At 75.4% G+C, this 1,653-nt stretch carries 2 protein-coding genes; one reads left to right on the top strand and one right to left on the bottom strand.

What is annotated here, in order from left to right:
* Positions 1-1,420: PAS domain-containing protein (locus SNE206_RS39950; RefSeq protein ID WP_407918501.1), on the bottom strand; the 1,420-nt coding region annotated here is incomplete at its 3' end.
* On the opposite strand from SNE206_RS39950, the gene SNE206_RS39945 reads away from it, so the two are divergent.
* The coding region (locus tag SNE206_RS39945) for a hypothetical protein (protein WP_407918500.1) at positions 1,419-1,653 on the top strand (235 nt) is incomplete at its 3' end. The genes SNE206_RS39950 and SNE206_RS39945 overlap by 2 nt on opposite strands.

Here is a 1,653-nt window from a genome sequence, read left to right as displayed (position 1 = left end):
CGAACCAGTCGCCGCCGATCTCGGCGCCGTCGGTGGCGGGGAGGTAGTGGCCGGCGGTTTCCAGGGTGGTGGTGCGGGTGGTGGCGCGGGGCAGGAGGCGTTGCTGGAGGGCGACGGCGGCGCGGTGCTCGCGGGTGTAGCGGCGGGCGTTGTCGACGGCGAGTGCGGCGTGCGCGGCGACCTCGGACAGCAGGTCCGTGTCCTGCTGGTCGAAGGGCTCGGGACGTTCGGTGCGCCAGACGGCGGCTACGCCCAGCACCAGGCCACGGGCGAAGAGCGGCGCGATGGCGAGGGAGTGGCCCGCGTCGGGGATCGTCACCCGGAGGAAGGCCGGGTCGGCGAGGCCGCGTTCGAGGGCGGCCCGGTCGAGGGCGATCGCGCGGCCTTCCTGGAGCATCCGGATGAGGGGACGGTCCGGGAAGGGCGGGATGACCGCTCCCTGCGGGAGGAGTTCGGCGGGCCAGTCGCCGTGCGCGGAGCGTACGGCGGTGCGGCGCAGGTGCAGGTCGCCCCCGCCGAAGGTCCTGGGCGGTTCGTCGCCGACCGTCACGGGCTCGGCGAGGTCGATCCAGGCGAGGTCGCCGAAGGCGGGCACCAGGACGTCGGCGATGTCCTGGGCGGTCCGGGCGACGTCCAGCGAGCGTCCGATGGCGGTGGACACCCGGTGGCGCAGCTCCAGGCGGCGGGCCGCCTCGAAGTGCGCGGTGGCGTCGGTGAACATCACGGCGACCCCTTCGGGCCGGCCGCGGGCGTCCTCCAGCCGCAGGGCGGACACCGAGAACGCCCACTCCGCGGCCGGGTCGCCGAGCGTGCGTGCCCGCTGCTCGCGGGCCACCACCGGCTCCCCGGTCTCCAGCACGCCGTGCAGGGCGGCCTCGTTCTCCGCGGCGTCCTGCGGGTACATCACGTCGGCCAGGCGGCTGCCGACGGTGAGGGGTCGGCCGGCGAAGGTGTCGGGTCCGGGATTGCTGCGCACGACGGCGAGTTCGGTGTCCCGCAGGACGAACCCGATCCTGTCCTGGGTGAGCAGGGCGCGGAGCAGGGCGGTGCCCTGCCGGGTCTCGGTGTCCAGGTCGGCGGTGACGGCCAGGACGAGGAAGCGGGACGGGGACGCCGTGGGCAGGACGCGGTAGCGGACGGTGACCGCCCGTCCCGCGCCGCCGGTCAGCCGGGCCGTGCCGGTGCCGGGGCCGGTGCCGGGGCGGTCGCCGTCGGCGGGGAGGGCGGAGGGGAGCGCGGCGGGCCGCTCGGCCGGGTCGGCGATCAGCCGCAGCACCGAGCGGCCGCGGATCTCATCGGCCGGGCGGCCCAGCAGGTCGGCGGCCGCCGGGGAGCACCACCGCACGACACCCCGGGCGTCGACCAGGGCGGCCGCGACATCGGCGAGAACGCCGTCGCTGCTGGGTGAGGAGGTGTTCATGCCGGTGTTCACCGCCCGGTCGGGACTGTGTCGATCTTCATTATGGGTCGGTCCGACCCTGTTTGCGGCTTTTTCACTCCACGGCGGGCGACCGCCCGGACGGCTGTCCGGGCGGCTTTCCGGACGGGCGGCCGGGTGGGTGGGCGTGGCCCGGTGTCGTGGTTCAGCTGAGGCGTTCGATGACCATGGCCATGCCCTGGCCGCCGCCGACGCACATGGTCTCCAGGCCGTAC

It is taken from the genome of Kitasatospora sp. NE20-6, assembly GCF_045862635.1.
Note: the sequence above shows the minus strand (reverse complement) of the source record. Positions and strands in the feature narration are given on the sequence as shown.